The sequence below is a fragment of the Streptomyces sp. NPDC014733 genome (assembly GCF_043083385.1).
Taxonomy (GTDB): Bacteria; Actinomycetota; Actinomycetes; order Streptomycetales; family Streptomycetaceae; genus Streptomyces.
Genome location: NZ_JBIBYO010000015.1, coordinates 38,624 through 61,579 on the forward strand (window position 1 = coordinate 38,624; position 22,956 = coordinate 61,579).

The 22,956-nt window shown below is 71.4% G+C and carries 20 protein-coding genes; 12 read left to right on the forward strand and 8 right to left on the reverse strand.

All coding sequences use genetic code 11. The annotated features are described in order from the left end of the window. Positions 1–13: 13 nt before the first annotated feature. From uvrC to pgi, 10 genes are all read left to right on the forward strand, one after another. Positions 14–2,098: an excinuclease ABC subunit UvrC gene (gene uvrC, locus ACF1BH_RS26680; RefSeq protein ID WP_391646396.1), complete on the forward strand. Its 2,085-nt coding sequence runs from the start codon at positions 14–16 to the stop codon at positions 2,096–2,098. 68 nt (positions 2,099–2,166) lie between these two features. Beyond that, positions 2,167–3,057 carry an RNase adapter RapZ gene (gene rapZ / locus ACF1BH_RS26685; protein WP_391646566.1) on the forward strand — a complete coding sequence of 297 codons (891 nt, stop codon included), beginning with the start codon at positions 2,167–2,169 and terminating at the stop codon, positions 3,055–3,057. Continuing rightward, complete coding sequence (yvcK, locus tag ACF1BH_RS26690) at positions 3,054–4,109, forward strand: uridine diphosphate-N-acetylglucosamine-binding protein YvcK (protein ID WP_391646398.1); 1,056 nt, start codon at positions 3,054–3,056, stop codon at positions 4,107–4,109. Before rapZ ends, yvcK begins: the two co-directional genes overlap by 4 nt. Beyond that, on the forward strand, positions 4,100–5,089 hold the full coding sequence (gene whiA / locus ACF1BH_RS26695) for a DNA-binding protein WhiA (protein ID WP_030282946.1): 990 nt from the start codon (positions 4,100–4,102) through the stop codon (positions 5,087–5,089). Before yvcK ends, whiA begins: the two co-directional genes overlap by 10 nt. 227 nt (positions 5,090–5,316) lie before the next feature. Beyond that, on the forward strand, positions 5,317–6,321 hold the full coding sequence (gap, locus tag ACF1BH_RS26700) for a type I glyceraldehyde-3-phosphate dehydrogenase (protein ID WP_391646400.1): 1,005 nt from the start codon (positions 5,317–5,319) through the stop codon (positions 6,319–6,321). 140 nt (positions 6,322–6,461) lie between these two features. Next, positions 6,462–7,673 carry a phosphoglycerate kinase gene (locus ACF1BH_RS26705; RefSeq protein WP_391646402.1) on the forward strand — a complete coding sequence of 404 codons (1,212 nt, stop codon included), beginning with the start codon at positions 6,462–6,464 and terminating at the stop codon, positions 7,671–7,673. A gap of 6 nt (positions 7,674–7,679) precedes the next feature. Next, positions 7,680–8,456 carry a triose-phosphate isomerase gene (gene tpiA / locus ACF1BH_RS26710; protein ID WP_391646404.1) on the forward strand — a complete coding sequence of 259 codons (777 nt, stop codon included), beginning with the start codon at positions 7,680–7,682 and terminating at the stop codon, positions 8,454–8,456. Between the two features lie 161 nt (positions 8,457–8,617). Beyond that, positions 8,618–8,848 carry a preprotein translocase subunit SecG gene (gene secG, locus ACF1BH_RS26715; RefSeq protein ID WP_391646406.1) on the forward strand — a complete coding sequence of 77 codons (231 nt, stop codon included), beginning with the start codon at positions 8,618–8,620 and terminating at the stop codon, positions 8,846–8,848. A gap of 156 nt (positions 8,849–9,004) precedes the next feature. Further along, entirely contained in the window at positions 9,005–9,340 is a 336-nt protein-coding gene (locus ACF1BH_RS26720) for an RNA polymerase-binding protein RbpA (protein WP_078653942.1), read from the forward strand. 208 nt (positions 9,341–9,548) lie between these two features. Beyond that, positions 9,549–11,201 carry a glucose-6-phosphate isomerase gene (pgi, locus tag ACF1BH_RS26725; RefSeq protein ID WP_391646568.1) on the forward strand — a complete coding sequence of 551 codons (1,653 nt, stop codon included), beginning with the start codon at positions 9,549–9,551 and terminating at the stop codon, positions 11,199–11,201. 103 nt (positions 11,202–11,304) lie between these two features. Here the strand turns inward: pgi and pgl are convergent, their stop codons facing one another. The 5 genes from pgl to tkt are packed head-to-tail and all read right to left on the reverse strand — an operon-like array spanning position 11,305 to position 17,924. After that, a complete protein-coding gene (gene pgl, locus ACF1BH_RS26730; protein ID WP_391646408.1) occupies positions 11,305–12,087 on the reverse strand; it encodes a 6-phosphogluconolactonase in 783 nt (260 codons plus the stop codon). Then, positions 12,084–13,139, reverse strand: coding sequence for a glucose-6-phosphate dehydrogenase assembly protein OpcA (opcA, locus tag ACF1BH_RS26735; RefSeq protein ID WP_391646410.1), 1,056 nt, complete (start codon positions 13,137–13,139; stop codon positions 12,084–12,086). The genes pgl and opcA overlap by 4 nt, the downstream gene beginning before the upstream one ends. Beyond that, positions 13,136–14,668, reverse strand: coding sequence for a glucose-6-phosphate dehydrogenase (zwf, locus tag ACF1BH_RS26740; protein ID WP_391646412.1), 1,533 nt, complete (start codon positions 14,666–14,668; stop codon positions 13,136–13,138). Before zwf ends, opcA begins: the two co-directional genes overlap by 4 nt. 4 nt (positions 14,669–14,672) lie before the next feature. Beyond that, positions 14,673–15,791 (reverse strand): transaldolase, encoded by a 1,119-nt coding sequence (gene tal, locus ACF1BH_RS26745; protein ID WP_391646414.1) that lies wholly within the window; start codon positions 15,789–15,791, stop codon positions 14,673–14,675. Between the two features lie 45 nt (positions 15,792–15,836). Then, positions 15,837–17,924 carry a transketolase gene (tkt, locus tag ACF1BH_RS26750; protein ID WP_391646416.1) on the reverse strand — a complete coding sequence of 696 codons (2,088 nt, stop codon included), beginning with the start codon at positions 17,922–17,924 and terminating at the stop codon, positions 15,837–15,839. A gap of 432 nt (positions 17,925–18,356) precedes the next feature. Between tkt and ACF1BH_RS26755 the strand changes: the two genes are divergently transcribed. Both ACF1BH_RS26755 and ACF1BH_RS26760 read left to right on the forward strand, forming a co-directional pair. Then, positions 18,357–19,313, forward strand: coding sequence for a heme o synthase (locus ACF1BH_RS26755; protein WP_391646418.1), 957 nt, complete (start codon positions 18,357–18,359; stop codon positions 19,311–19,313). A gap of 126 nt (positions 19,314–19,439) precedes the next feature. Beyond that, positions 19,440–19,817, forward strand: coding sequence for a hypothetical protein (locus ACF1BH_RS26760; protein WP_391646420.1), 378 nt, complete (start codon positions 19,440–19,442; stop codon positions 19,815–19,817). Between the two features lie 93 nt (positions 19,818–19,910). Here ACF1BH_RS26760 and ACF1BH_RS26765 read toward each other — a convergent pair whose 3' ends face one another. The 3 genes from ACF1BH_RS26765 to ACF1BH_RS26775 form a co-directional block, all read right to left on the reverse strand. Then, complete coding sequence (locus ACF1BH_RS26765) at positions 19,911–20,903, reverse strand: heme A synthase (RefSeq protein ID WP_391646422.1); 993 nt, start codon at positions 20,901–20,903, stop codon at positions 19,911–19,913. Between the two features lie 153 nt (positions 20,904–21,056). Next, complete coding sequence (locus ACF1BH_RS26770) at positions 21,057–21,827, reverse strand: ABC transporter permease (protein ID WP_391646424.1); 771 nt, start codon at positions 21,825–21,827, stop codon at positions 21,057–21,059. Positions 21,828–21,915: 88 nt separating this feature from the next. Then, positions 21,916–22,884 carry an ABC transporter ATP-binding protein gene (locus tag ACF1BH_RS26775; RefSeq protein WP_391646426.1) on the reverse strand — a complete coding sequence of 323 codons (969 nt, stop codon included), beginning with the start codon at positions 22,882–22,884 and terminating at the stop codon, positions 21,916–21,918. Between the last annotated feature and the right edge of the window lie 72 nt (positions 22,885–22,956).

Below are 22,956 nucleotides of genomic sequence, written 5' to 3' on the forward strand. Positions count from 1 at the left end.
TAGGGTGGTGGTCATGGCAGACCCCAGCAGCTACCGACCCAAGCCGGGACAGATCCCCGACTCGCCGGGGGTCTATAAATTCCGCGACGACCACGGCCGTGTCATCTACGTCGGCAAGGCCAAGAGCCTGCGCCAGCGCCTGGCCAACTACTTCCAGGACCTGGCCGGTCTCCACCCCCGCACCCGCACGATGGTCACCACCGCCGCCTCCGTGGAGTGGACCGTCGTCTCCACCGAGGTCGAGGCGCTCCAGCTCGAATACAGCTGGATCAAGGAATTCGACCCGCGTTTCAACGTCAAGTACCGCGACGACAAGAGCTATCCGTACCTCGCGGTCACCCTCAACGAGGAGTTCCCCCGCGTCCAGGTGATGCGCGGCGCCAAGAAGAAGGGCGTGCGCTACTTCGGCCCCTACGGCCATGCCTGGGCCATCCGCGAGACCGTCGACCTGATGCTCCGCGTCTTCCCCGTCCGCACCTGCTCCGCGGGCGTCTTCAAACGCTCCGCGCAGATCGGCCGCCCCTGCCTGCTCGGCTACATCGGCAAGTGCTCGGCGCCGTGCGTCGGCCGCATCTCCCCCGAGGAGCACCGCGAACTCGCCGAGGACTTCTGCGACTTCATGGCCGGCCGTACCGGCGCCTACCTGCGCCGCCTGGAGCGCGCCATGCAGGAGGCCGCCGAAGAGATGGAGTACGAGCGCGCCGCCCGCCTGCGGGATGACATAGGGGCGCTCAAGCGGGCCATGGAGAAGAGCGCCGTCGTCCTCGCCGACGCCACCGACGCCGACCTCATCGCCGTCTCCGAGGACGAACTGGAGGCCGCTGTCCAGATCTTCCACGTCCGCGGCGGCCGGGTCCGCGGCCAGCGCGGCTGGGTCACCGACAAGGTCGAGGCGGTCACCACCGCCGGTCTCGTCGAACTCGCCCTCCAGCAGCTCTACGGCGAGGAGCGCGGCGACGCGGTCCCCAAGGAGGTGCTGGTCCCCGCGCTGCCCGAGCCGGTCGAGCCGGTCCAGCAGTGGCTCTCCGAGCGGCGCGGCGCCCAGGTCTCGCTGCGCATTCCGCAGCGCGGCGACAAGAAGGACCTGATGGCCACCGTCGCCCGCAACGCCCAGCAGGCCCTGGCGCTCCACAAGACCAAGCGCGCCTCCGACCTGACCACCCGCTCCCGCGCCCTGGAGGAGATCGCCGAGGCCCTCGGCCTGGACGCGGTGCCGCTGCGCATCGAGTGCTTCGACATCTCCCACCTCCAGGGCGAGGACGTCGTCGCGTCCATGGTGGTCTTCGAGGACGGTCTCGCCCGGAAGAGCGAGTACCGCCGCTTCCAGATCAAGGGCTTCGAGGGCCAGGACGACGTCCGCTCCATGCACGAGGTCGTCGGCCGCCGCTTCAGGCGCTACCTCCAGGAGAAGCAGAAGTCGGGGGAGTGGACGGAGGAGCCCGCCGCCCCCGAGGAGGGCAACGGCGAGGCCGGTGCCGCCGAGCGCGCCGAGGCCGCCGCCGCGGAGCCGGACCCGATGGCCGGGCGCCCCACGGACGAGGAAGGCCGCCCCAAGCGGTTCGCCTACCCTCCACAGCTCGTCGTCGTCGACGGCGGCGCCCCGCAGGTCGCCGCCGCCCGCCGCGCCCTGGACGAGCTGGGCATCGACGACGTCGCCGTCTGCGGTCTGGCCAAGCGCCTGGAGGAGGTCTGGCTGCCCGAGGAGGACGACCCGGTCGTCCTGCCGCGCTCCAGCGAGGGCCTCTACCTCCTCCAGCGCGTCCGCGACGAGGCGCACCGCTTCGCCATCCGCTACCAGCGCACCAAGCGCGGCAAACGGCTGAAGTCCTCGCCGCTGGACGCGGTGGCCGGGCTGGGCGAGAGCCGCCGCCAGGCGCTGCTCAAGCACTTCGGGTCGCTCAAGAAGCTCCGGGCGGCCACGGTCGAGGAGCTGTGCGAGGTCCCCGGCGTCGGCCGGAAGACCGCCGAGTCGGTGCTCGCCTCCCTGGCCGGTGCGACACCCGCCGGACCCGCCGTGAACACCGCCACAGGAGAGATCATTGAGGATGACGGGGCCGCTCCGGCCGCGTTGTCGCCGGAACGGGGGCGGGACGCATGAGCACACCGCACAACACGCACGAAACCGAGACATCCGAGAAAGACGGTGCACAGGTGAGTACGGGCACGATGCGCGAGTCCGACCAGGGAGAGAGCGCCGCCATCCCCGAGCTGGTGATCATCTCCGGCATGTCCGGCGCCGGCCGCTCCACCGCGGCCAAATGCCTGGAGGACCTCGGCTGGTTCGTCGTCGACAACATTCCTCCCGAGCTGATCCCCCCGATGGTCGACCTCGGCGCCCGTTCCCAGGGGAACGTCGCCAAGATCGCCGTCGTCGTCGACGTCCGCGGCCGCCGCTTCTTCGACAACCTCAAGGAATCCCTCGCCACGCTCGACGCCCAGAAGGTCAAGCGCCGCATCGTGTTCCTGGAGTCCTCCGACGAGGCGCTGGTCCGCCGCTTCGAATCGGTACGCCGCCCGCACCCCCTCCAGGGCGACGGCCGGATCGTCGACGGCATCGCCGCCGAGCGGGACCTGCTGCGCGAACTGCGCGGCGACGCCGACCTCGTGATCGACACCTCCAGCCTCAACGTCCACGAGCTGCGCGCCAAGATGGACGCCCAGTTCGCCGGCGAGGAGGTGCCCGAGCTGCGCGCCACGGTCATGTCCTTCGGCTTCAAGTACGGCCTGCCCGTCGACGCCGACATGGTCATCGACTGCCGCTTCATCCCCAACCCCCACTGGGTCCCCGAGCTGCGCCCCTTCACCGGTCTGAGCGAAGAGGTCTCCGACTACGTCTTCGACCAGCCCGGCACCAAGGAGTTCCTGGACGGCTACGCCGACCTGCTCCGCATCGTCGCCGAGGGATACCGCCGCGAGGGCAAGCGCTACGTCACCATCGCCGTCGGCTGTACGGGCGGCAAGCACCGCTCCGTCGCGATGTCCGAGAAGCTCGCCCGGCGCCTCGTGGGCGAAGGGGTGGAAACCGTCACCGTCCACCGCGACATGGGGCGCGAGTGACCGGCCGTGCCCTGCGGCTGCGCCGGGTCCGCAAACTGGTCCCCGGCGCCCGCCCGCACAAGGGCACACCCAAGGTGGTGGCGCTCGGCGGCGGGATGGGGCTCTCCGCGTCGCTGGCCGCGCTGCGCCGGATCACCGGTGATCTGACCGCCGTCGTCACCGTCGCCGACGACGGCGGCTCCAGCGGCCGCCTCCGCGACGAGCTGGGTGTGCTGCCCCCCGGTGATCTGCGCAAGGCGCTGGCCGCGCTGTGCGGGGACGACGACTGGGGCCAGACCTGGGCACGCGTCATCCAGCACCGCTTCCAGAGCGGCGGCGAACTGCACGACCACGCAGTCGGCAATCTCCTCATCGTCGCCCTGTGGGAACAGCTGGGCGATCACGTCCAGGCGCTCGACCTGGTCGGCAAGCTGCTCGGCGCGCACGGTCGGGTGCTGCCCATGTCGGCGGTCCCCCTGGAGCTCCAGGCCCAGGTCCGCGGCCACGACGAGGCGCGTCCGGAGGAGATCACGACCGTCCGCGGGCAGGCCACCGTCGCGCTCACCCGCGGCGAGGTGCAGTCCGTCCACGTCGTCCCGGAGGCCCCGCCGGCCGTCCCGGAGGTGGTCGCGGCGGTCCGCGACGCCGACTGGGTGGTGCTCGGTCCGGGCTCGTGGTTCTCCTCCGTGATCCCGCATCTGCTGGTGCCGGAGCTGCGCGAGGCGCTGGAGGAGACCAAGGCGCGCAAGGTCCTCTCGCTCAACCTCGCACCGCAACCCGGTGAAACCGATGGCTTCTCCCCGCAGCGTCATTTGGAGGTTTTGGCCCGACACGCCCCTAAACTCGCCTTCGACGTGGTGCTGGCCGATCGGGACGCCGTGCCCGACATCGAGGGTCTGACGGCTGCCGCCAAGCAGCTCGTCGGCAGCGAGGTCGAGCTGGCCGCGGTCGCCGCCCGGGGCGACGCCGCCCGCCCGGCGGGCGGCGCCCCCGACAGGCACGACCCCGAGCTGCTGGCTGCCGCGTACGACCGTATTTTTCGGATGCATGGAAGGATCGGCCCATGGCGATGACGGCAGCGGTGAAGGATGAAATCTCCCGGCTCCCCGTCACCCGGACCTGCTGCCGGAAGTCGGAGGTCTCGTCGATCCTGCGGTTCGCGGGCGGTCTGCACCTGGTGAGCGGCCGCATCGTGATCGAGGCGGAGCTGGACACCGGCATCGCGGCCCGGCGGCTCCGCAAGGACATTCTGGAGATCTTCGGCCACTCCTCCGACCTGGTGGTGATGGCCCCCGGCGGGCTGCGGCGCGGCAGCAGGTACGTCGTACGGGTGGTGGCGGGCGGTGACCAGCTGGCCCGCCAGACCGGCCTGGTCGACGGCCGCGGCCGCCCGATCCGCGGGCTGCCCCCGCAGGTGGTGTCCGGCGCGACCTGCGACGCCGAGGCGGCCTGGCGCGGCGCCTTCCTCGCCCACGGCTCGCTGACCGAGCCGGGCCGCTCCTCGTCGCTGGAGGTCACCTGCCCCGGCCCCGAGGCGGCGCTCGCACTGGTCGGCGCGGCCCGTCGGCTGGGCATCGGCGCCAAGGCACGCGAGGTCCGCGGGGTGGACCGTGTCGTCGTCCGGGACGGCGACGCGATCGGTGCCCTGCTGACCCGCCTCGGCGCCCATGAGTCGGTGCTGGCGTGGGAGGAGCGCCGGATGCGCCGCGAGGTGCGGGCCACCGCCAACCGCCTCGCCAACTTCGACGACGCCAACCTCCGCCGCTCGGCCCGCGCCGCGGTCGCCGCCGGCGCCCGGGTCCAGCGGGCCCTGGAGATCCTCGGCGAGGAGGTCCCCGAGCACCTCGCGGCGGCCGGGCGGCTGCGGATGGAGCACAAGCAGGCGTCCCTGGAGGAGCTGGGCGCGCTCGCCGATCCGCCGCTCACCAAGGACGCGGTGGCCGGCCGGATCCGCCGTCTGCTGGCGATGGCCGACAAGCGCGCGCAGGACCTCGGCATCCCCGGCACCGAGTCGAATCTCACCGAGGAGCTGGCCGACGGAATGGTCGGCTGACCTCGTCACAAACCCCGCAAAAACCTTCCCGCCGCAGGTCAGAAGCGGTGCGCCCCCGGTATCCGAGACGATGCCGGGGGCGTTTTGCAGCTGCTCGTGAGTGCGGGGTGGCGGCCGATGTCAATGTCACGTATGTCTCGCATTGGGGGTAGGGTCGAAGTCGGTCGGGGACATCCCATACAGCTCGCCGGTATCGCTGCCGGCGCACCAACGAGGAGATCGGTTTCGTGACGATCCGCGTAGGCATCAACGGATTCGGCCGCATTGGTCGCAACTACTTCCGCGCGCTCCTGGAGCAGGGCGCGGACATCGAGATCGTCGGTGTCAACGACCTGACCGACAACGCCACCCTGGTCCACCTGCTGAAGTACGACACCATCCTGGGCCGTCTCAAGCACGACGTCAGCCACACCGACGACACGATCACGGTCGGCAACCAGACGTTCAAGACCATGGCGGAGCGCGACCCCGCCAACCTCCCGTGGGCCGAGCTGGGCGCCGACATCGTCGTCGAGTCCACCGGCATCTTCACCAAGCGCGCCGACGCCGCCAAGCACCTCGCCGCCGGCGCCAAGAAGGTCCTGATCTCCGCGCCCGCCAAGGACGAGGACATCACCATCGTCATGGGCGTCAACCAGGACCAGTACGACGCGTCGAAGCACGACGTCATCTCGAACGCCTCCTGCACCACCAACTGCGTGGCGCCGATGGCCAAGGTTCTCCTGGAGAACTTCGGCATCGTCAAGGGCATGATGACGACGGTCCACGCCTACACCAACGACCAGCGCATCCTCGACTTCCCGCACAAGGATCTGCGCCGCGCCCGCGCCGCCGCGGAGAACATCATCCCCACCACCACCGGTGCCGCGAAGGCCACCGCGCTGGTGATCCCGGAGCTGGCCGGCAAGCTGGACGGCATCGCCATGCGCGTGCCGGTCCCCACCGGCTCCGTCACCGACCTCGTCGTCGAGCTGGAGCGCGAGGTCACCAAGGACGAGGTCAACGGCGCCTTCCAGAAGGCGGCCGAGGGGCAGCTCAAGGGCGTCCTGGAGTACACCGAGGACGCGATCGTCTCCTCGGACATCGTCAACTGGCCGGCGTCCTGCACCTTCGACTCCTCCCTGACCATGGTCCAGGGCAAGAGCGTCAAGGTCATCGGCTGGTACGACAACGAGTGGGGCTACTCCAACCGCCTGGTGGACCTGACCACCTTCGTCGGCGGTCAGCTCTGATCTCCACCGGCTGAGCCGGCGGGCGCCCCGTGCCACGGGCGCCCACGCACCGAGATGTACGGTCGGGGCTCGTACGACGCGACGACGCGTCGTACGAGCCCCGAGCCATGGCTGATCTGATGCAACGGAGTCATTCCTCAATGAAGACGATCGACGAACTCATCGCCGACGGGGTCGGGGGCAAGCGGGTGTTCGTCCGCGCCGACCTGAACGTGCCGCTCGACGGCGCGACCATCACCGACGACGGCCGTATCCGCGCCGTCCAGCCGACGATCGCCAAGCTCGCCCAGAACGGCGCCAAGGTCATCGTCGCCTCCCACCTGGGCCGTCCCAAGGGCGCCCCGGACCCGGCCTTCTCGCTCGCTCCCGCCGCCGCCCGCCTCGGTGAGCTGCTGGGCCGCGACGTCGCCTTCGCCACCGACACGGTCGGCGACTCCGCCCGCGACACCGTCGCCGCGCTGGGTGACGGCGAGGTCGCCGTGCTGGAGAACCTCCGCTTCAACCCCGGCGAGACCAGCAAGGACGACGCCGAGCGCGGCGCCTTCGCCGACCAGCTGGCGCAGCTGGCCGACCTCTACGTCGGCGACGGCTTCGGCGCCGTGCACCGCAAGCACGCCTCCGTCTACGACCTGCCCGCCCGCCTCCCGCACGCCGCGGGCGACCTGATCGCCACCGAGGTCGCCGTCCTCAAGCGCCTCACCGAGGACGTCGCGCGCCCCTACGCCGTGGTGCTCGGCGGCGCCAAGGTCTCCGACAAGCTCGGCGTCATCGACCACCTGCTGGAGCGCGCCGACCGCATCCTCATCGGCGGCGGCATGGCGTACACCTTCCTCGCCGCCCAGGGGCACGAGGTCGGCATCTCGCTGCTGCAGAAGGACCAGATCCCGGCCGTCCAGGGATACCTGGAACGGGCCGCGGCCAAGGGCGTGGAGTTCGTGCTCCCCGTCGACGTGCTGGTCTCCGCGGACTTCCCGGACCTGAAGACCAAGGCCCCGGCCAACCCGGACACGGTCGCCGCCGACGCCATCCCCGCGGACAAGGAGGGCCTGGACATCGGCCCCGAGACCCGCGAGCTGTACGCCTCGAAGCTCGCCGACGCGGCCACCATCTTCTGGAACGGCCCGATGGGCGTCTTCGAACACCCCGATTACGCGGGCGGCACCAAGGCCGTCGCGCAGGGGCTGCTGGACTCGTCCGCCTTCACGGTCGTCGGCGGTGGCGACAGCGCCGCCGCGGTCCGTCAGCTCGGCTTCGACGAGAATGCTTTTGGCCACATTTCGACCGGCGGCGGCGCCAGCCTCGAGTACCTCGAAGGCAAGACGCTCCCCGGCCTCGCCGCTCTGGAGGACTGAACCACCGTGACTGCTCGTACCCCGCTGATGGCGGGCAACTGGAAGATGAACCTCAACCACCTCGAGGCCATCGCCCACGTCCAGAAGCTCGCCTTCGCGCTCACCGACAAGGACTACGACGCCGTCGAGGTCGCGGTCCTGCCGCCCTTCACCGACCTGCGCTCGGTCCAGACCCTGGTCGACGGCGACAAGCTGAAGATCAAGTACGGCGCCCAGGACGTCTCCGCGCAGGACTCCGGCGCCTACACCGGTGAGATCTCCGGCGCCATGCTCGCCAAGCTCAAGTGCACGTACGTGGCGATCGGCCACAGCGAGCGCCGCCAGTACCACGGCGAGAACGAGGAGATCTGCAACGCCAAGGTCAAGGCCGCGTACAAGCACGGCCTCACCCCGATCCTCTGCGTCGGTGAGGGCCTGGACGTCCGCAAGGCCGGAAACCAGGTCGCGCACACCCTCGCCCAGGTCGACGGCGCCCTCCAGGACGTCCCGGCCGAGCAGGCCGAGTCCATCGTGATCGCCTACGAGCCCGTCTGGGCCATCGGCACCGGCGAGGTCGCCACGCCCGAGGACGCGCAGGAGGTCTGCGGGGCGATCCGCGGCCGCCTCGCCGAGCTGTACAGCCAGGAGCTGGCGGACAAGGTGCGCATCCAGTACGGCGGCTCCGTCAAGTCCGGCAACGTCGCCGCGATCATGGCGCAGCCCGACGTCGACGGTGCGCTGGTCGGCGGCGCGGCGCTGGACGCGGAGGAGTTCGTGAAGATCGTCCGCTTCCGCGACCAGTAGCAGCTATGACGACGGGCCCGGCCCGTCGTACCCTGTCGGGGCCGGTCCGGCGCTCAGCGCGGTCCGGCCCCGCACGATGTCGCCGTCGTGGTGGTGCCGCGGTCCGTACCGGCGCCCTCGACACCGTCCGTCAGTCCTAGAGAGTTGGTCCAGCCGTGGTCATGGGGTTCTCGATCGCCCTCATCATCTTCAGCCTGCTGCTGATGATGCTGGTGCTCATGCACAAGGGGAAGGGTGGCGGCCTGTCCGACATGTTCGGTGGCGGTATGCAGTCCTCCGTCGGCGGCTCCTCCGTCGCCGAGCGGAACCTCGACCGCATCACCATCGTCGTGGGTCTCCTGTGGTTCGCCTGCATCGTCGCGCTCGGTGTCCTGATGAAGCTCGGCAGCTGACATACCGTCGGGGACGCGGCCTATCATGGGGCGGCGTCCTGCAGCGGGCGGTAACTCCCGTCACGGGGCGCGCGTTGGGCCTTTCATAGACCGGAGCGCCCGCAGCGCAGCTGCCGCGCGATGCTGTGCAGCACCATTACGCAGGGAGTTACGACCGTGGCAAGTGGCAACGCGATCCGAGGAAGCCGGGTCGGGGCGGGGCCGATGGGGGAGGCCGAGCGAGGCGAGTCCGCGCCGCGTACCCGGATCTCCTTCTGGTGCGCCAACGGGCACGAGACGCAGCCCAGCTTCGCCGGCGACGCACAGGTTCCCGACACATGGGACTGCCAGCGCTGCGGTTTCCCGGCGGGCAAGGACCGCGACAGCCCGCCCGACCCGCCGCGCACCGAGCCGTACAAGACCCACCTGGCGTATGTGCGCGAGCGCCGCAGCGACGCCGACGGCGAGGCGATCCTCGCCGAGGCGCTCGCCAAGCTCCGCGGCGAGATCTGACGCCGCACCGGCGGCGCGACCGGCCCGGCCGGGAGGGAACATCCCCTCCCGGCCGGGCCGTTGGCGTTCCCGGCACCGTACGGCGCGGCGCCCGGCACCGTACCGCCGCCCGTGTGCCGAGAGCGGACAGACCCCTCATATCGCGCGCCGATCAACTAAATTGGAGGGCGGCGGGGCCGGTACGAGACGAAGAAGGCTGATGTCCGAGATGAACGCAGAAGGCCGCAGCAGGCTCGATCAGATGCCTGAGTGGACGGCGCTGGGCGCACACCGCGCGCAGCTGGGCGATCCCCAGCTGCGCGATCTGTTCGCCCAGGAGCCGGAGCGGGCCGGGCGCTACACCCTTCGGGTGGGCGACCTGCACATCGACTACTCCAAGCATCTGATCACCGACGAGACACTGCTGCTCCTGCGCGAGCTGGCCGCCGCGACGGGCGTGGCCGAGTTGCGGGACGCGATGTTCCGCGGTGAGAAGATCAACGTCACCGAGGGCCGTTCGGTGCTGCACACCGCGCTGCGCGCCCCCGGCTCCGCGGTGATCGAGGCCGACGGGCAGAACGTCGTCCCCGCCGTCCACGCCGTCCTCACCAAGATGGCGACCTTCGCCGACCGGGTCCGCTCCGGCGACTGGACGGGCCACACCGGCCGCCGCATCAAGACCGTCGTCAACATCGGTATCGGCGGCTCCGACCTGGGCCCCGCGATGGCGTACGAGGCGCTGCGCGCCTACACCCGCCGGGACATGCAGTTCCGCTTCGTCTCCAACGTCGACGGCGCGGATCTGCACGAGGCGCTGCGCGATCTGGACCCGGCCGAGACGCTGTTCGTCATCGCCTCGAAGACCTTCACCACCATCGAGACGATCACCAACGCCACCTCGGCGCGTTCCTGGCTGCTCGACGGTCTGGGCGCCGGTGACGAAGCCGTCGCCCAGCACTTCGTGGCGCTCTCCACCAACGCCGGGAAGGTCGCCGAGTTCGGCATCGACACGGCCAACATGTTCGAGTTCTGGGACTGGGTCGGCGGCCGCTACTCCTACGACTCGGCGATCGGGCTGTCGCTGATGATCGCCATCGGTCCGGAGCACTTCCGGGAGATGCTGGCCGGCTTCCACCTCGTCGACGAGCACTTCCGCACCGCCCCCGCCGAGGAGAACGCCCCGCTGCTGCTGGGCCTGCTCGGCATCTGGTACGGCAACTTCTTCGACGCCCAGTCGCACGCCGTCCTGCCGTACAGCCACTATCTGTCGAAGTTCACGGCCTATCTCCAGCAGCTCGACATGGAGTCGAACGGCAAGTCGGTGGACCGCGAGGGCCGCCCGGTGCGCTGGCAGACCGGCCCGGTCGTCTGGGGCACGCCCGGCACCAACGGCCAGCACGCCTACTACCAACTGCTCCACCAGGGCACCAAGATGATCCCGGCGGACCTCATCGGCTTCGCCCGGCCGGTCGAGGATCTGGCGCCCCGGCTCGTCGCCCAGCACGATCTGCTGATGGCCAACCTCTTCGCCCAGGGCCAGGCGCTGGCCTTCGGCAAGACGCCGGACGAGGTGCGCGCCGAGGGCGTCGCCGAGGAGCTGGTGCCGCACCGGACGTTCCGCGGCAACCACCCCACCACGACCATCCTCGCCACCGAGCTGTCCCCGTCCGTGCTGGGCCAGTTGATCGCCCTCTACGAGCACAAGGTGTTCGTCCAGGGCGCGGTGTGGAACATCGACTCCTTCGACCAGTGGGGCGTCGAGCTGGGCAAGGTCCTCGCCCGGCGGGTCGAGCCGGCGCTCACGGACGGCGCCGAGGTGCCGGGCCTGGACGCCTCGACCGCTGCTCTGGTCGCCAAGTACCGCGAGCTGCGCGGCCGTTGAGCGACCGGGCGGCGCGCCCTCCGCGCCGCCCGCCGCCGTACGGCGAAGGGCTCCCGCACCGACGAGGTGCGGGAGCCCTTGCGCGTGCTGTGCGTGCCGTGCGTCAGGCGGAGGCCGGACGGTAGAGGTCGCGCGGCAGCTGGGAGGCGGCCGCCTCGTCCAGCAGCCACAGGGTCCGGCTGCGGCCCCGGGCGCCGGCGGCCGGCGCCTGGATCTCCCCGGCTCCGGAGAGCGCGATGGCCGCGGCCTGCGCCTTGTCCGCACCGGCGGCCAGCAGCCACACCTCACGTGCCGCGCGGATCGCCGGCAGCGTCAGCGAGACACGGGTGGGCGGCGGCTTGGGCGCACCGTGCACCCCGACCACCGTCCGCTCCTCCTCCCGCACCCCCGGCAGCTCCGGGAAGAGGGAGGCGACATGGGTGTCCGGGCCGACGCCCAGCAGCAGGACGTCGAACGACGGCACCGGACCGTGGTCCTCCGGGCCCGCCGCGGCGGCCAGTTCGGCGGCGTACGCCTCGGCCGCGGCGTCCGCGTCGTTGCCGTACGGGCCACCGGCCGGGGCCATGGCGTGGACCCGCGCCGGATCGAGCGGCACGGAGTCGAGCAGCGCCGCACGGGCCTGGGTTTCGTTGCGCTCCGGGTCGCCGTCCGGCAGGAACCGTTCGTCGCCCCACCACAGGTCGAGCCGGGACCAGTCCACGGCGTCCCGGGCGGGCGCCTCGGCGAGGGCCGCGAGCAGCCCGTTGCCGTTGCGTCCGCCGGTCAGCACCACGGAGGCGGAGCCCCGGGCGGCCTGGGCGTCCACGATCTTCGTGATCAGCCGGGCCGCCGCGGCCTGCGCCATCAGCTCCTTGTCGCGGTGGACGACGACCTGTGGCGCGCTCACTTGGCGGCCGCCTTCTTCGCCGCGGACTTCTTCGGCGCGGGCTTCGCCGCCGCTTCGGCATCCTTCGCGGGCTTCGCCGTCTCCCCGCCGTCCTTCGCGGGCGTCTCCGGCGCGGTCGTCCGCGCCGTCTCGCCCAGCCGCTCCACGCCGTACTTCAGCGCGGCGGCGAAGGTGTCGTCCGGGTCGAGGCGGCGCAGCTCCTCGGCGAGCAGCTCGGAGGTCTCCCGCCGCTTGAGCGCCACCGCACGGTCGGGCTGGCCCTGCATCGACAGGGTGGCCAGCGAACCGTCCGGCCGGTCCAGCACGATCGGCCCGCAGTTGGTCTCCAGCCGTACCGCGGTCAGGCCGGGACCGGCCGAGACCGTGCGCTCGACGGGGACGTCCAGGCGGCTGGCGAGCCACATGCCCAGCAGCTCGCAGCTGGGGTTGAACTCCTCGCCCTCCACCACCGCGGAGGTGATCTCGCACGGCATCTGGTCCAGCGCCGCCGCGAGCATCGAACGCCACGGGGTGATACGGCTCCAGGACAGGTCCGTGTCGCCGGGGGTGTACGTGGCGGCGCGGTCGGTCAGCTCCTGGATGGGCTGCTCGGAGGCGTAGGCGTCGGTGACCCGGCGCTGGGCCAGCGCACCGAGCGGGTCCTTCGCCGGGTCCAGCGGGCCGTTGACCGCCCACCACACGACGACGGGCGCGTCCGGCAGCAGCAGCGGCAGCACCACCGACTGGGCGTGGTCGATCGCCTCGCCGTACAGCCGCAGCACGACCGTCTCACCCGTACCGGCGTCCGCGCCGACCCGGACCTCGGCGTCCAGCCGGGCCTTGGCGCGGTCGCGCGGGGTGCGGCTGACCCGCTTGATGACGACCAGGGTCCGCGAGGGGTGCTCGCGGGACGCCTCGTTGGCCGCCTTCAGGGCGTCGTAGGCGTTCTCCTCGTCGGTGACGATGACGAGGGTGAGCACCATGCCGACGGCGGGCGTGCCGACGGCGCGGCGGCCCTGCACCAGCGCCTTGTTGATCTTGCTGGCCGTGGTTTCCGTCAGGTCGATCTTCATGGGCGACGCCAGCTCCGTCCGTCTCGTGCGAGCATTTCGTCCGCCTCGGCCGGGCCCCAGGTGCCTGCCGGGTACTGCGCCGGCTTGCCGTTGCGGTCCCAGAACTCCTCGATCGGGTCGAGGATCCGCCAGGACTGCTCGACCTCCTCCAACCGCGGGAAGAGGTTGGCGTCACCCAGCAGCACATCGAGGATGAGCCGCTCGTACGCCTCGGGGCTCGACTCCGTGAAGGACTCGCCGTACGCGAAGTCCATGGAGACGTCCCGCACCTCCATCGAGGTGCCCGGAACCTTCGAACCGAAGCGCACGGTCACGCCCTCGTCCGGCTGCACCCGGATGACCAGGGCGTTCTGGCCCAGCTCCTCCGTGGCGGTGTGGTCGAAGGGGGAGTGCGGCGCCCGCTGGAAGACCAGCGCGATCTCGGTGACCCGGCGGCCCAGACGCTTGCCGGTGCGCAGGTAGAAGGGGACGCCCGCCCAGCGGCGGTTGTCCACCTCCAGCTTGATCGCGGCGTAGGTGTCGGTCTTCGACTGGGGGTCGATGCCGTCTTCCTGGAGGTAGCCGACGGCCTGCTCGCCGCCCTGCCACCCGGCGGTGTACTGGGCGCGCACCGTCTCCTTGCCGAGGTCGGCGGGGAGACGTACGGCGCCCAGCACCTTGGTCTTCTCGGCGACCAGCGCGTCCGCGTCGAAGGAGGACGGCTCCTCCATGGCGGTCAGCGCGAGCAGCTGGAGCAGGTGGTTCTGGATGACGTCACGCGCCGCGCCGATGCCGTCGTAGTAACCGGCCCGGCCACCGATGCCGATGTCCTCGGCCATGGTGATCTGCACATGGTCGACGTACGAGCGGTTCCACAGCGGCTCGAACATCGTGTTGGCGAAGCGGAGCGCCAGGATGTTCTGGACCGTCTCCTTGCCGAGGTAGTGGTCGATGCGGAAGACCGCCTCGGGCGGGAAGACCTCGTGGACGACCTGGTTGAGTTCCTGGGCGCTCTTGAGGTCGTGGCCGAAGGGCTTCTCGATGACCGCACGGCGCCACGAGCCGTCCTTCTGGTCGGCGAGCCCGTGGTTCTTGAGCTGCTTGACGACCGTGGGGAAGAACTTGGGCGGCACCGACAGGTAGAAGGCGAAGTTGCCACCCGTGCCCTGCGCCTTGTCCAGCTCCTCTATCGTCGCCTTCAGCGTCTCGAACGCCGCGTCGTCGTCGAAGTTGCCCTGGACGAAGCGCATCCCCTGGATGAGCTGCTGCCAGACCTCCTCGCGGAACGGCGTCCGCGAGTGCTGCTTGACGGCGTCGTGCACCACCTGCGCGAAGTCCTCGTCCTGCCACTCGCGGCGGGCGAAGCCGATGAGGGAGAAGCCGGGCGGGAGCAGACCGCGGTTGGCGAGGTCGTACACCGCCGGCATCAGCTTTTTACGCGACAAATCGCCCGTGACGCCGAAAATGACCAGGCCCGACGGCCCCGCGATACGCGGGAGCCGTCGGTCCGCGGCGTCACGAAGCGGATTCGCTCCATGAACTGCGGTCAAGGTGTCAGCCCTCCGAAGGAGCGAGGCGCTTGAGCTCCGCCTCGGTGGACTTGAGCAGGTCGTTCCAGGAAGCCTCGAACTTCTCCACGCCCTCGTCCTCCAGCAGCTGCACGACCTCGTCGTAGGAGATCCCGAGCTTGGCGACGGCGGCGAGGTCCGCACGGGCCTGCTCGTAGGTCCCGCGGACGGTGTCGCCGGTGATCTGACCGTGGTCACCGGTCGCCTGGAGGGTGGCCTCCGGCATGGTGTTGACCGTGCCGGGCGCGACCAGCTCGTCGACGTAGAGGGTGTCCTTGTACGCCGGGTCCTTGACGCCGGTCGAGGCCCACAGCGGACGCTGCTTGTTGGCCTGCGCCTTGTCCAGGGCGGCCCAGCGCTCCGAGGAGAAGACCTCCTCGTACGCCTCGTAGGCCAGGCGGGCGTTGGCCAGCGCGGCCTTGCCCTTGAGGGCCTTGGCCTCGTCCGTGCCGATGTTCTCCAGACGCTTGTCGATCTCGGAGTCGACGCGGGAGACGAAGAACGACGCCACCGAGTGGATCTGCGAGAGGTCCAGGCCCGCGGCCTTCGCCTTCTCCAGGCCCGCCAGGTAGGCGTCCATCACCTCGCGGTAGCGCTCCAGCGAGAAGATCAGCGTGACGTTGACGCTGATGCCCTTGGCGATGACCTCGGTGATCGCCGGCAGACCCGCCTTGGTGGCCGGGATCTTGATGAGGGTGTTGGGGCGGTCCACCAGCCACGCCAGCTGCTTCGCCTCGGCGACGGTCGGCGTGGTGTGGTGCGCCAGGCGCGGGTCGACCTCGATGGAGACCCGGCCGTCCTGGCCGTCGGTGGCGTCGAAGACCGGCCGCAGGATGTCGGCGGCGTCGCGGACGTCCGCCGTCGTGATCATGCGGATGGCTTCCTCGACGGTGACCTTGCGCGCGGCGAGGTCGGCGACCTGCTGGTCGTAGCCGTGGCCGTCCGAGATCGCCTTCTGGAAGATCGACGGGTTGGTGGTGACGCCGACGACGTGCTGCTGGTCGATCAGCTCGGCGAGGTTGCCGGACGTGATGCGCTGGCGCGACAGGTCGTCCAGCCAGATCGCGACGCCTTCATCGGAGAGGCGCTTGAGTGCGTCTGTCATGGGGGATTGCATCTCCTACTAGTACTACTGGTTCGTGTACCGGCGTCAGCGCGCGGTGGCTTCCAGCGATTCCCGGGCGGCGGCGGTCACCGCGTCGGCGGTGAAGCCGAACTCGCGGAAGAGGACCTTCGCGTCGGCCGAGGCACCGAAGTGCTCCAGCGACACGATCCGGCCGGCGTCCCCGACGTAGCGGTGCCAGGTCAGGCCCACGCCCGCCTCGACGGCGACCCGCGCCTTGACGGACGGCGGCAGCACGCTGTCGCGGTACTCCTGGTCCTGCTCCTCGAACCACTCGACGCAGGGCATCGACACGACGCGGGTGGGCACGCCCGCGGCCTGCAGCTGCTCGCGCGCCTCGACGGCGAGCTGCACCTCGGAACCGGTGCCGATGAGGACGACCTGCGGTTCGCCGCCGTCGGCCTCGAACAGGACGTAGCCGCCCTTGGCCGCCTCGTCGTTCGCCTCGTACGTCGGCACGCCCTGCCGGGTCAGTGCGAGGCCGTGCGGGGCGCCCACGCCGAACTCCTTCGTGTAGCGCTTGAGGATCTCGCGCCACGCGATGACGGTCTCGTTGGCGTCGGCCGGGCGCACGACGTTCAGGCCCGGGATGGCGCGCAGCGAGGCCAGGTGCTCGACCGGCTGGTGGGTCGGGCCGTCCTCGCCCAGACCGATGGAGTCGTGCGTCCACACGTACGTCACCGGCAGGTGCATCAGCGCGGAGAGCCGGACGGCGTTGCGCATGTAGTCGGAGAACACCAGGAAGGTGCCGCCGTAGATGCGGGTGTTGCCGTGCAGCGCGATGCCGTTCATCTCCGCGGCCATGGAGTGCTCGCGGATGCCGTAGTGGATCGTGCGGCCGTACGGGTCGGCGCCCGGCAGCGGGTTGCCCACCGGCAGGAACGACGAGGTCTTGTCGATGGTGGTGTTGTTGGACCCGGCGAGGTCGGCGGAGCCGCCCCACAGCTCGGGCAGCACACCGCCCAGCGCGGCCAGCACCTTGCCGGAGGCGGCGCGGGTGGCGACGGCCTTGCCGGTCTCGAACGCCGGAAGGTGGTCCTCCCAGCCGGCCGGCAGCTCGCCCGCGCTGATGCGGTCGAACTCGGTGGCACGCTCGGGGTTGGCGGTCCGCCAGGCGGCGAACGCCTTGTCCCACTCGGCGCGGGCGTCCCGGCCGCGGTCCAGCGCCTCACGGGTGTGGGCCAGGACCTCGGGGTCGACCTCGAAGGACTGCTCGGGGTCGAAGCCCAGCACCCGCTTGGTGGCGGCGACCTCGTCGGCGCCCAGCGCCGAGCCGTGCGCGGCCTCGGTGTTCTGCGCGTTCGGGGCCGGCCAGGCGATGATCGAGCGGGCCGCGATGAACGACGGGCGCCCGGTCTCGGCCTTGGCCGCCGCCAGCGCGCGGGCCAGACCGACCGGGTCCAGGTCGCCGTTGGGCAGCTGCTCGACGCGCTGGACGTGCCAGCCGTACGCCTCGTACCGCTTGAGGGTGTCCTCGGAGACCGCGGTCTCGGTGTCGCCCTCGATCGAGATGTGGTTGTCGTCCCAGAGCAGGACGAGGTTGCCGAGCTTCTGGTGTCCCGCGAGGGAGGACGCCTCGGCGGAGATGCCCTCCTGGAGGCAGCCGTCACCGGCGACGACCCAGATGGTGTGGTCGAACGGGGAGGTACCCGCGGGGGCCTCCGGGTCGAACAGACCGCGCTCGTAGCGGGCGGCCATCGCCATGCCGACGGCGTTGGCGACACCCTGGCCCAGCGGGCCGGTGGTGGTCTCGACGCCGGTGGTGTGGCCGTACTCCGGGTGGCCCGGGGTCTTCGAGCCCCAGGTGCGGAACGCCTTCAGGTCGTCCAGCTCCAGGCCGTACCCGGCCAGGAAGAGCTGGATGTAGAGGGTCAGGCTGGAGTGGCCGGCGGAGAGGACGAACCGGTCGCGGCCGGTCCAGTCCGCATCGGCCGGGTCGTGCCGCATCAGCTTCTGGAAGAGAAGGTAGGCGGCCGGAGCCAGGCTCATGGCCGTACCAGGATGGCCGTTTCCGACCTTCTGCACGGAATCCATGGCCAGGACGCGGACGGTATCGACGGCCCGCTTGTCCAGATCGGTCCACTCGATGTCTGTGGTGGTCGGCTTGGTGCTCACCCTGAGTCAGGGCTCCTCTCCACATGTCGAATGCCGCGGACGGTATGTCCGCCAGGCGGTGTCGAGCCTACCCCCGCCGGTGCGTGCGTCTTTTCGACGCGGAGTCGGCCGCGCCGCCGGGCGGAGTACGCGTCACCGCAGGCGACCGGCGCCATGTCTCCGGCGATCCGGACGCGGGGGACGCGACCCCTGTTCCCCAGACTGACGGGAGGCGTTCGCCTTCGCCTCCCGTAAAAGGGGACGGGGCCGCGGGCCGGGGTGTCCGGCGGCGCCACCGGGGAAGCCAACACGAGCGGACCCCGGCGAAGATCGCGGTATGGCCAACGTCTAAAGTGGCGTGGTACGCGCAAGCCTCGCGGCCGCCAGGGCCGGATGCGCTTGCTGGCCTTATCTCCGCGGTGAAAGCCGCTGATGTTACTTCCAGGGGTGTGCGTGACGGCCGTCCAATCCCGTCCTGCGGGGACGCTCTCTCAGAGCCCCGGGAGTCCGAACCCCGGCCACCGGCCGTTCGGTGCCCGCGTCAAGGCGTTCATCGCGCTCACCAAGCCGCGCGTCATCGAGCTGCTGCTGATGACGACGGTGCCGGTGATGTTCCTGGCCGCCGGCGGCGTCCCGGACCTGTGGCTGGTGCTGGCCACCTGTATCGGCGGCTACCTCTCGGCGGGCGGTGCCGCGGCGTACAACATGTACATCGACCGCGACATCGACGCGCTGATGGACCGCACCGCCCAGCGTCCGCTGGTGACGGGCATGGTCTCGCCCCGGGAGTGCCTGGTCTTCGCGACCGCGCTCGCCGTCGGCTCCACCGCGTGGTTCTGGTACCTCGTCAACCCGCTGTCGGCGATGCTCTCGCTGGGCGCGATCCTCTTCTACGTCGTCGTCTACACGATGATCCTGAAGCGGCGCACCAGCCAGAACATCGTCTGGGGCGGCATCGCGGGCTGTATGCCGGTGTTCATCGGCTGGTCATCGGTGACCAACTCGGTCTCCTGGGCCGCGGCCGTCCTCTTCCTGGTGATCTTCTTCTGGACGCCGCCGCACTACTGGCCGCTGTCGATGAAGGTCAAGGAGGACTACGAGCGCGCCGGTGTGCCGATGCTCCCGGCGGTCGTCGGCAACAAGGTCGTCGCCCGGCAGATCGTCACCTACAGCTGGGTCATGGTCGCGGTGTCGCTGCTGCTCCAGCCGCTGGGGTACACCGGCTGGTTCTACACGGCGGTCGCGCTGGCCTGCGGCGCCTTCTGGCTCCGGGAGGCGCACGCCCTCCAGGCCCGGGCCAAGGCCGGGATCACCGGGCCGAAGCTCAAGGAGATGCGGCTCTTCCACTGGTCGATCACGTACGTCTCGCTGCTCTTCGTCGCCGTCGCGGTGGACCCCTTCCTCCGCTGACTCCGCTCTTTCGTACCTCCTCGCTCCACGGCCCGCCCGGCACGCTCCGGGCGGGCCGTCGCGCTGCCCGGGGCCGAGGGGCGGGCGCCCCTCCCCAAGAGCCCTACCGGTGGGTAGCATCGGGGTATGGCAGACACCAAGCAGGCGGACGAGCAGCCGGCGGCCGAAGAGCGGACCGACGCGCGGGCGGAGAAACGGACCGGGCGGCACGCGGCGCGGCTCGCCAAGGAGATGCGGGCCTTCGCGGCCGCGCACGGCGGCAGCGCCGAGGGGCAGCTGGCGCACATCGGCCGCGGCCGGATCCGCGTCGCCCTCGTGGGCGCCGACGGCGAGTGGGGCAACCTCGTCGCCGACTCCCGGGAGGAGGCGCAGACGGGCGCCGAGCAGGCCGGGATCGCTCTCCAGGACGACTTCGACGGCGACCTCGCCGCCAAGGTCCGCACCGGCCGCTACGAGTGGACCCGGATGGCCGGTATCCAGGTCGGCGGCCCGGCCAACGGCTGAGCCCGCCGCCGCAGGAACGACGGAGCCCGCCGGGCGCGTGCAGGTCACGCGCCCGGCGGGCTCTTCCCGTACGGGTGCCCCGAGGGGCGCCGGTCAGCCGGCGGCGGCCGGTTCGGCGGGCCGGACCGCCTCGGCGGGGCCGCTCTGCTGCTCCGGCAGCTCCACCAGCGGCCCCCGGTCGCGCATCGCCAGCACCACCCGCAGCGCGGCGATCCACACCAGCGTCGAACCGAGCATGTGCAGCCCGACGACCAGCTCCGGCAGCCCGAAGAAGTACTGGACGTAGCCGATGACGCCCTGGAGGAGCACGCAGACGACGAGGTCGCGGACGGCCCGGCGGGGCGCGGCGGGCGCCTTGACCGCGCGCAGCGTGAACCACAGGGCGACCGTCAGGCCGACGACGATGTAGACGAAGTCGACGTGCAGCTGGGTCACCTCCTGCCAGTTCAGCGGGATGCGGTTGACCTTCCGGGCGTCGCCCGCGTGCGGGCCGGTGCCGGTGACGAGGGTGCCGACCAGCGTCAGAACGGCGGTCGCGCCCAGCAGCACCCACGCCAGCTGACGTACCGGCCGGGCGACCACGTCCCGGGGCGCGTCGTCGCCCTCGCGAGAGCGCCACCAGGTCACCACGGCCACCGTGAGCAGCCCGGTGGAGAGCAGGAAGTGCGCGGCGACGATGTACGGGTTGAGGCCGGTCAGGACGGTGACGCCACCGACGACGGCGTTCCCCATGACGATCCAGAACTGCGCCCAGCCGAGCCGGGTCAGCGACCGGCGGCGCGGGGAGCGGGCCCGGGCCGCGATGATGAACAGGCCGATCACCGCGCACAGCACATACGTCAGCAGGCGGTTGCCGAACTCGATCAGGCCGTTGATGCCCATCGCCGCCGTCGGCGTCAGGCTGTCCGGCGTGCAGCGCGGCCAGGTGGAGCAGCCGAGGCCGGACTGCGACAGTCGCACCGCGCCGCCCGTGACGACGATGATGACGGCCATCACGACGGTGGCCAGCGCGGCCCGCCGCACGAAGCGCGCGGACGGCTGGCAGCTGCGGGCGATCAGCTCTAGGGGGTTCAGCGTTTTCGGCACGGGGGACATCGTAGGCGCCGCCTTGTGCAAAGTTTCACGAGGGGTGCGCGGCGCCCAGGACGGTGCGTAGTGGTCCGGAGCGGCCCGCGCTCCGGAACGGGCCGGTGCCCCGGCGGGCGCGGGGCGCGGCCCCTGGCGCCGCGGGGCCGCCCGCTACTCCCAGCGGAAGAACCGCGCGGCCGCGCCGAGCCCGAGCACCGCCCAGCCGGCGAGGATGCCGAGGTCGCCCCAGGGGAACGCGGCGCCGTGCTGGAGGACGGCGCGCAGCCCGTCGGAGAGCGCGGAGATCGGCAGCAGCCCGAGGACCGTCTGCGCCGCGTCCGGGAACTTCGTCAGCGGCACGATGACGCCGCCGCCCACCAGGAGCAGCAGGAAGACGAGGTTGGCGGCGGCCAGCGTCGCCTCGGCCCGCAGCGTGCCGGCCATCAGCAGCCCGAGCCCGGAGAACGCCGCCGTCCCCAGGACGAGCAGCGCGGCGACCGCGAGCGGGTTGCCCTGCGGCGACCAGCCCAGCGCCAGCGCCACCACGGTCAGCAGCGCGACCTGGAGCACCTCGGTGACCAGCACCGCGCAGGTCTTCGCGGTCATCAGGCCCCACCGCGGCAGCGGCGAGGCGGCGAGCCGCTTGAGGACGCCGTAGCGCCGCTCGAAGCCGGTGGCGATGGCCTGCCCGGTGAAGGCCGTCGACATCACGGCGAGCGCCAGGACGCCGGGCGCCAGGAAGTCGACGGCGCGGCCCGCGCCGGTGTCGATGATGTCGACGGCGGAGAACAGCACCAGCAACAGCGTCGGGATGACGACCGTCAGCAGCAGCTGCTCGCCGTTGCGCAGCAGCATCCGGGTCTCCAGCGCCGCCTGCGCCCGGATCATCCGCCCGAGCGGCGCGGCACCGGGCCGCGGGGTGAAGGTCCCTGTCGCGGTCATCCCCGCAGCTCCTTGCCGGTCAGGTTCAGACGGTGTTCTCCCGGGGGGCGACCCCCGGACCCCCGGCCGGACGGCGTGTGGCACCAGGTCATCCCCGCAGCTCCTTGCCGGTCAGGTCCAGGAAGACGTCTTCAAGGGTGTGGCGTTCGACGGCGATGGCGTCGGGCAGGACGCCGTTCTGGGCGCACCAGGAGGCGACGGTGGCCAGCATCTGGGGGTCGACGGTGCCGGTGACGCGGTAGCTGCCGGGGGCCGGTTCGGCGGTGGTGCTGTCCTCGGGGAGCGCCTTGCGCAGCGACGCCAGGTCGAGTCCGGGGCGCCCGGTGAAGCGCAGGGTGTTCTCCGCGCCGCCCCGGCACAGCTCCTCGGGGGTGCCCTGGGCGATGACCCGGCCGCCGTCGATGATCGCGACATCGTCGGCCAGCTGCTCGGCCTCGTCCATGAAGTGCGTGGTCAGCACCACGGAGACGCCGTCGGCCCGCAGCTCGCGGACGAGGTCCCAGGTGGCGTGGCGGGCCTGCGGGTCGAGGCCGGCGGTCGGCTCGTCCAGGAAGACCAGCTCGGGGCGGCCGACGACGGCCATCGCCAGCGCGAGCCGCTGCTGCTGGCCGCCGGAGAGCCGCCGGTAGGTGGTGCGCCCGCAGCTGCCCAGGCCCAGCCGTTCGATCAGCAGGGCGACGTCGACGGGGTCGGCGTGCAGGGAGGCGGTGTGCCGCAGCATCTCCTCGGCGCGGGCGCCGCTGTAGACGCCGCCGGACTGGAGCATCACACCGATCCGGGGCCGCAGCCGCGCGGCGTCGGCGACCGGGTCCAGGCCCAGCACACGGACCGTTCCGGCGTCCGGGCGGCGGTAGCCCTCGCAGATCTCGACGGTGGTGGTCTTGCCGGCGCCGTTGGGGCCGAGGAGGGCGGTGACGCTGCCGCGCGCGACGGTCAGGTCGAGGCCGTCCACCGCGGTCTTGGGCGACCGGGAGCCGTACCGCTTGACCAGGCCGGCGACCTCTACGGCGGGCGCGCTGCCGGGGGTCCGGGGGCTCCCCGGGGAGGTGCTGGGCATGACCGGCAGTCTACGGAGCGCCCGGCGGAGAGCCGCCGCCGGGCCGGTTCTGCGGAGCGGGGCCGAGGCGGG

Excerpts from the sequence above, each read along its gene's own strand:
- rapZ (WP_391646566.1), top strand. The coding sequence starts at position 2,167 with ATGCGCGAGTCCGACCAGGGAGAGAGCGCCGCCATCCCCGAGCTGGTG.
- ACF1BH_RS26770 (WP_391646424.1), bottom strand. The coding sequence starts at position 21,827 with ATGACCGCGACAGGGACCTTCACCCCGCGGCCCGGTGCCGCGCCGCTC.
- ACF1BH_RS26760 (WP_391646420.1), top strand. The coding sequence starts at position 19,440 with ATGGCAGACACCAAGCAGGCGGACGAGCAGCCGGCGGCCGAAGAGCGG.
- uvrC (WP_391646396.1), top strand. The coding sequence starts at position 14 with ATGGCAGACCCCAGCAGCTACCGACCCAAGCCGGGACAGATCCCCGAC.
- ACF1BH_RS26705 (WP_391646402.1), top strand. The coding sequence starts at position 6,462 with ATGAAGACGATCGACGAACTCATCGCCGACGGGGTCGGGGGCAAGCGG.
- opcA (WP_391646410.1), bottom strand. The coding sequence starts at position 13,139 with ATGAAGATCGACCTGACGGAAACCACGGCCAGCAAGATCAACAAGGCG.
- whiA (WP_030282946.1), top strand. The coding sequence starts at position 4,100 with ATGGCGATGACGGCAGCGGTGAAGGATGAAATCTCCCGGCTCCCCGTC.
- secG (WP_391646406.1), top strand. The coding sequence starts at position 8,618 with ATGGGGTTCTCGATCGCCCTCATCATCTTCAGCCTGCTGCTGATGATG.
- ACF1BH_RS26775 (WP_391646426.1), bottom strand. The coding sequence starts at position 22,884 with ATGCCCAGCACCTCCCCGGGGAGCCCCCGGACCCCCGGCAGCGCGCCC.
- tal (WP_391646414.1), bottom strand. The coding sequence starts at position 15,791 with ATGACAGACGCACTCAAGCGCCTCTCCGATGAAGGCGTCGCGATCTGG.
- pgi (WP_391646568.1), top strand. The coding sequence starts at position 9,549 with ATGAACGCAGAAGGCCGCAGCAGGCTCGATCAGATGCCTGAGTGGACG.